Genomic DNA, 6,444 nt, shown 5'->3' with positions numbered 1-6,444 from the left:
CTGCCGTATCCGATGACCGCGACCTTGCGGCCCTGGATGATGGACAGGTCGGCGTCGGCGTCGTAGAACAGCTCGGCCACTTTGGGTTCTCTCCTCGAGTGCAGGCACATTTCAGGGTCTTTGGTGGAAGACAGACGGGTCCGAGGCCAAGGGGCGCGGACAGTCGATGTGCGAACCTCGCCACCCATGTCGCTCGGCCTTCCCTGCATCACACGTATCGCAGCCGTCGGCTGGTTCAAAAACTCTGGCGACCCGCGGAGCCAGCCGGCCCTCCTGATCTGGAGCGAGTGGACCATGTCTGACACGGCTGTTGGGTCGCCGGTCGTCCCCTAGCGTGACCCAGTTCTGGCGCCGGGTGGCACCGAGATTGACGTTTTCCCTTGTAGAAGCGGCTTAGAAGCAGCTGCCTCCGTGAGCAGCGCTCTTGGAGGCTTGACGTCGTCAACACCAGCTGAGGTGCGACAGCGAGAACCAGCGTCACGCGCGCGGTATTGCTGCTCGCGGGGACGTCACTTTGCACGCTGTGAGGGCGTGTTTCGAAGGAGAGGTGGTGCGTACTTGCTTCCCGCTCCGTACAACGCGCCCTAACGGCGATCCTGGCGTAGTCGTGGACGGCCCGTTCGCCCTACCTGCGGACGGTGTTGTGCCGCTGCCGTGCAGTCTTCGCAGAAGAAACCAAGTTCAGCGCTCCACACCCGCTGGCTCAGATCGAGGCGGGTTCTTCTACAGGCCGAGTTCGGAGAGCCCGGGGTGATCCGCAGGACGGGGGCCCTGCGGCCAGAAGAACTTGCGTTCGGACTCGCTGATTCGCAGATCGTTGATGCTGGCTATGCGCCGTCGCATCAGCCCGTCCTCGTCGAACTCCCAGTTTTCATTCCCATATGCGCGGTACCAGCTACCCGAGTTGTCGTGGTACTCGTAGGCGAAACGGACGGCGATACGGTCGCCGTCGAACGCCCACAACTCCTTGAGCAGCCGGTAATCCTGTTCTTTGATCCACTTCTGAGTCAGGAACTCGACGATCTGTTCGCGGCCCCGAACGAAACTTGCACGGTTTCGCCATTCACTGTTCGGTGAGTAGGCCAGGGCTACCTGCTGCGGGTCCCGGGTATTCCAGGCATTCTCTGCATTGAACACCTTCTCTACGGCGGACTCATGTGTGAAAGGAGGTACGGGGGGCCTGCTCGGCATAGTGGGCTCCGAAGAGTTGGATGATGAACCGCGCGCCCAGTGTCGATGGGGCGGCTGTGAGCGCCGCGGCTGCCTGCCTGCCGGTCCGCGTCCCGTGGAGGAGCGCCCTGGGCGGCGCACCTCCACGGATTGACTGCCCGGCAGGTACGACGTGTCGGATGGCCATGGTCGCCATACGGCAGTACCCGGCAGTTCTGTCGGTTTCTTTGAATGCCCGGGGACCTGTGCGGGCAAGGGCCCCGGGCGACGGCTGAGCCTCGACCGATGAAGAGGCGCCGGGAAGTATCCGTACAGCGCAGTTGGCGGTGTCCCGTTGTCTTTAGACGATGACTCGCTCCAGGAAGTCGCGGATCAGGCCGGCGATCTCAGGCCCGTGGGACTCGAGAGCGAAGTGGCCCGCGTCGAGAAGGTGGATCTCCGCGTCGGGCAGGTCACGCTCATAGGCGCGTGCTCCGTCGGCGCCGAAGATCTCGTCGTTCTTTCCCCAGGTGATCAGCGTAGGTGGCTGGTGCTTACGGAAGTACTCCTGGAAATCCGGGTACCCAGGGAGATTGAACTGGTAGTCCCAGAACATCTGCAGCTGTATTTCCTTGTTTCCCGGCCGGTCCATCAGCGCCTGGTCGAGAGTCCAGGTGTCCGGGGCGATCCGGTCCAGGCGGTCGGCAGGGACACCGTGAGTGTACTGCCAGTGTGTCTTCTCGGCCGTCAGGTATTCGCGTACAGCTGCCTCGTTGGCTGGTCGATCCTTGGCGTGTGCGAAGAGAATGTCCCAGAAAGGCGTGAAGCCTTCCATATAGGCGTTGCCCGACTGAACCAGGAGGGCCGTCACCCGGTCCGGGTTGCGGCTGGCGATACGCAGCCCGATGGGGGCTCCGTAGTCCTGGATGTACAGCGCGAATTCCTGGAGACCGAGCTGGTCGATCAGCGCCAGGGTGATGTTGGTCAGATTTTCAAACGAGTACTCGAACTCGTCGACCGGAGGCGCGTCGGAGAACCCGTATCCTACGTGATCGGGAGCGATGACATGGTAGCGGTCTGCAAGTTCGGGAATCAGGTTCCGGAACATGTGGGACGAGGCGGGAAAGCCGTGCAGAAGCACAACGGCCGGAGCGGCTGGATCTCCTGCTTCACGGTAGAAGACCTTGACACCGTCTATGGTGGCGGTGCGGTGCTGAACTACCGGCTTGCTGTCGGTCATAACGTCTCCTGAGAGGGGATGAATCGGCTTTTTTCTCTTCCGGGGCGGTTCTTCGAACCGCCCACTCGGAAGCTGAAGCGTTGCTCTTATCCCATGCTGAGCTTCTGGTTCTGACGATGTCACCGGTGCACGGAGGCGAGGGCCTCACGGATCACCCTGACTACTTCCGCCGGCTGGGCGTGCATCACGAGGTGGGAGGAGTCGACCTCGGTGACCTTGGCCTGGGCGCGCTCATATCCGAACCGCTGTACCTCGGGGTTGATGGCCGTGTCGGCGGACGCGACGATTCCCCAAGCGGGGTGGTCCTTCCAGGCGGCCGCGCCGGCCGGCTCGCCGAAGGCAACTCCGGCGAGCGGCCGCTGCGAGACGGCCAGGACACGCGTGAGGGCCGTGTCCACATCGGCGGCGAAGATTTCAGGGAACCTGGCGACATCCACCGAGACATCGATGCCCGGCTCGTCAGAGCCCGCGACAGGGAAGGGCGTGTAGACGAGAGCTTCGGCCAGTGGCGAGTCGGGGAAGCGGCCCTGCAGCTCGCCGAGGCTCTCGCCCTCATCGAGTACGTAGGCGGCCAGGTACACCAGCCCCACCACGTTGTCCTCACGTCCGGCGACGGTGATCACCGCGCCGCCGTAGGAGTGTCCGACGAGGAGCACTGGCCCCTCGATCTGCCGGACGATAGAGGCGACGTAGGCCGCGTCGCCTGCGAGGCCGCGGTTAGGTACGGCGGGAACCACTACCCGGGTGCCGTCGGCGAGCAGCTCGGGGACGACGCGGGCGTAGCTGGAGGCGTCGGCGAAAGCTCCGTGGACCAGTACCACGGTAGGCGTGTTGGACATGGCTTCTCCTTCGTTCAACCGCCTGTGGCGGTCGGGGGAATACGCCGACCGGCGCATCCATGAGATGAAGGTCTGTGCTCTTTGCGGGAGCTCGTGTCGTCACTGAAGGTAGACAGGTGCAGTGGATGACCGGTGACTGATCTGTGAACCACCCAGGTCGGCGAGGGCGTCCATCACAGATGCCTGTCCAGAAATGCCCGCACAAGAGGCGCCACCTCGTCGAGAGCGCTCTCGAGCAGGAAATGACCACCGTCGATCAGGTGGACTTCGGCGTTCGGCAAGTCGGTCGTGAAAGCGAGCGCCCCAGCCGGCCCGAAGATCGGATCGCCCCTTCCCCAGATGGCGAGCAGTGGAACCTGCCGCTCGCGGAAGTACCGCTGCACCTGGGGGTAGAGCGCCAGGTTGGTGGCGTAGTCCCGAAACAGCGCGAGCTGCGCCCGGTCGTTGTCGGGCCGCGACAGCAGGTCGTGGTCGTGGGTCCAGGTGGTGGGGTCTACCAGAGTCTCATCGGTCACGCCCGCCAGGTACCGCCACCGGGTGAGCTCCAGGGTGAGCGCCTCACGAACGCCGGCTTCGGTCCGGGGAATTTGCTCGCGCCAGTAGTCGCGCACGGCAGTGAAGAACTCCGGCAGTAAGCCCTCGTCGTACGCGTTGCCGTTCTGGGTGATGATCGCGGTGACGGCGGCAGGTGTCCTCAGGGCAAGCCGCCACCCGATCGGGGCGCCGTGGTCGTGGACGAACAGGCAGTACCGCTCGATGCCGAGCTGCCTAAGAAGAGTTGCCGTGATGTCGGTGAGCGAGTCGAAGGAGTACGTGAACGTGTCAGCCGTCGGCGCATCGGAGAGTCCGAAGCCGACATGGTCGGGTGCAACAAGGTGCCAGCGGTCCGCCAGCCGGGGCAGGAGGTGCCGGAACATCAGTGAGCTTGAAGGAAAGCCGTGAAGGAGCAGCACGGTGGGACGGTCTCTCGGCCCGGCTTCCCGGTAGAAGATCTGATAGCCGTTGACCACGGCGTACCGATGATGAATCCTGACCATGCTATGCGCCGCCTTCGCCCGGTGTGCCCGTTTCCGAGCATGATCACTAAAACGTACGGGCTCGCTGTGGACGAATTGTGGAACCGTGTGGCAGTGCGGTGGCGGCTTCCCGACTCAGGATCGCGGCCGCATCACGGTCCGCGAGTCACCGCGCCGAGAGGTCGACACCCCATCCGGACGCCTCCAGGGTCAGGATGAACTGGGGGTTGCGGAAGTCGCCGTGCCCCGGACCGGGAGTCGCCCGGTCAGGTGATCATTACCGGTGATGGCCTGGTTGATCAGCCCTGCCGTCGAGATGCGGCGCTGGCCGGCGCCGTTGGGGAAATCCTCCATGGCCGAAGCAAAGCCCGGCGCGCTCCACGATGCGCACGGACAACGTCGGCCGCCGTCACGTACGTGGCGCCCCCGCGGTCAGGATCTCGAGATGTGGCCTGCCTGGGGACTCGACCGAGCGTTGCGCGCTGCACACCGGCACTGACCACCTTCGTCGGCACACAGCGGACACCGGCTGCCGACGACAACCGTGGTGCTGTCGGCCCGGCCGGTCAGGCCCGCGCCGCATCACTCGGCAACAGACCCCGCCACTTGCTGCACACTCTTATTAGACGGTCCGTCAAGAACTGTTACTGCTCGGGGTGCGTTGCACTCCTCAGAAGCGGTGATCCAAGGTGGGCTTGCCGCCGACACGAAATTGCGGAGTGGCCATGCCTGTTGCATTCGAAAAGCAGCTTCCGGCGACTGTCGCCGATATCGAACATCTAGGAGAGATGAAAGACATCTTCGTCCGTGACGTTGACGGCCGACGAGCCGAGTTCATTATGCCAGCCGACACCGAACGGCCGACATGGGTTGTCTATGATGGTGCTGCATACATAGGGATAGTGCACGTATGGCGGGGTGACGGTCAGCCCGTATGGCGAGTTCAGTCCACTGGAGAATCATTCCGGATTCTGGACGATGCAGTGCGCGCACTTCGTCGCCCGGCATCGTGGAGCGAGGACCGCGTACAATCTGTCCAGTGGGCAACGAATATGCTCGCGGACAACTCACTGGTCGTTATCAGTATTAAGACCACTGATTTTGAGGACGCCCTGACGATGCAGATCGCTGCCGCAACTGCCAGCGGTACGATACTGCTCGATGAAGATATTAGATTTGAGTCGGCCGATGACCCTGCATCCACCAGCATGAACGGCACTGGATCAGTACGAGCTGCAACAGAGTCAACACTCGCACAGATTTTGCCCCGGCTCTCCAAGGTGCTTCAAGGTCACACGCTGGTCTCGTACAACTCGGAATCCGATCGCCGGGATCTCGAGCGGGAGTTGACTCGGCACTTTGGCTCATCTGATGCTGCTGCTGGTTGGCTCGGGCAGGCATGGTGGGAGGACGCCATGCAGCAATATGCGATATGGCGCGGACTGTGGTCACACAAGGATCAAACTTATCGGAATGTGCCGTCGCATGACTTTGAAACAGCAGTTGCCGGTTGTCAATCGCTCCTGGAAAAGCTGAAAGAAATGGCCGCGCCTCCCTTCCATGAACTCTATGGATCTTTTGGCTCCTCTGACGTGCCAGAACCCGTGAGCTAACGACCTCGTGCATGGTTGGCGGTGGCGAGCTGAAGCCGTGATCGTCATCACGGCTTCCGTGGTGGGGGCTCGGGCGCGTGCGGCTATCGTTCGGAGCCAGCGGATCACGGGTTTGTCGCCAGGTGTGTTCGCTGAACTCGTCGCTGAGATCGGCCCGTTGTGGCACGAGCGGCACCAGGCCGTGCTCGTGTCGCGCCCTCGACGCCGGGCGGTCGGGGCCGGGGCGAAGCACAAGCTGGCCTTCGTCGACCGGCTGCTGGCAACCCTCGTTCACCTGCGGCACGGCGTCACGCTCGATGTGCTGGCCTGCTGGTTCGCTGTCGACCGCTTCACCATCACGCCCGCAATCGGTGAGCTACGACCCTTGCTGGCGGCGCGCGGCTGCACCGTCGCGCCCGGCAGCAGGCTGCGCACCCTCGCCGAGGTCGTCGATAGCCTGCGCACGAAGGATGGAACAGCAGGCTGGCAGAAGCTGATATGGCGTTTGCTGAGCGACACACTGAGCGTTTTCAGAGTGGCCACTGATCGGGTGACGGTGGTGCAGGCGCAACGCACGAGGCGCCTGTGCCGTTGAGGGAGGTGTTCGA

At 63.3% G+C, this 6,444-nt stretch carries 6 protein-coding genes; 2 read left to right on the top strand and 4 right to left on the bottom strand.

Annotation, left to right across the window (positions count from 1 at the left end; translation table 11 throughout):
• Positions 1-723: 723 nt before the first annotated feature.
• The 4 genes from J2X68_RS40035 to J2X68_RS40020 all read right to left on the bottom strand — a co-directional run bounded on the left by J2X68_RS40035 (position 724) and on the right by J2X68_RS40020 (position 4,265).
• Positions 724-1,191 (bottom strand): nuclear transport factor 2 family protein, encoded by a 468-nt coding sequence (locus J2X68_RS40035; RefSeq protein ID WP_310437524.1) that lies wholly within the window; start codon positions 1,189-1,191, stop codon positions 724-726.
• A gap of 319 nt (positions 1,192-1,510) precedes the next feature.
• Entirely contained in the window at positions 1,511-2,389 is an 879-nt protein-coding gene (locus J2X68_RS40030) for an alpha/beta hydrolase (protein ID WP_310437523.1), read from the bottom strand.
• A 119-nt stretch (positions 2,390-2,508) separates the two neighbouring features.
• A complete protein-coding gene (locus J2X68_RS40025) occupies positions 2,509-3,228 on the bottom strand; it encodes an alpha/beta hydrolase (protein WP_310437522.1) in 720 nt (239 codons plus the stop codon).
• Between the two features lie 173 nt (positions 3,229-3,401).
• Positions 3,402-4,265, bottom strand: a complete 864-nt coding sequence (locus J2X68_RS40020) for an alpha/beta hydrolase (RefSeq protein WP_310437521.1) — start codon at positions 4,263-4,265, stop codon at positions 3,402-3,404.
• 704 nt (positions 4,266-4,969) lie between these two features.
• Between J2X68_RS40020 and J2X68_RS40015 the strand changes: the two genes are divergently transcribed.
• Together J2X68_RS40015 and J2X68_RS40010 are read left to right on the top strand one after the other, a co-directional pair.
• A complete protein-coding gene (locus tag J2X68_RS40015; protein WP_310437520.1) occupies positions 4,970-5,857 on the top strand; it encodes a 3'-5' exonuclease in 888 nt (295 codons plus the stop codon).
• Between the two features lie 37 nt (positions 5,858-5,894).
• Complete coding sequence (locus tag J2X68_RS40010) at positions 5,895-6,431, top strand: transposase family protein (RefSeq protein WP_399041968.1); 537 nt, start codon at positions 5,895-5,897, stop codon at positions 6,429-6,431.
• Positions 6,432-6,444: the final 13 nt, after the last annotated feature.

It is taken from the genome of Streptomyces sp. 3330, from assembly GCF_031456635.1.
GTDB lineage: Bacteria > Actinomycetota > Actinomycetes > Streptomycetales > Streptomycetaceae > Streptomyces.
The sequence above is the reverse complement of the archived record's forward strand: the minus strand, read 5'-3'. Positions and strand labels throughout refer to the sequence as shown.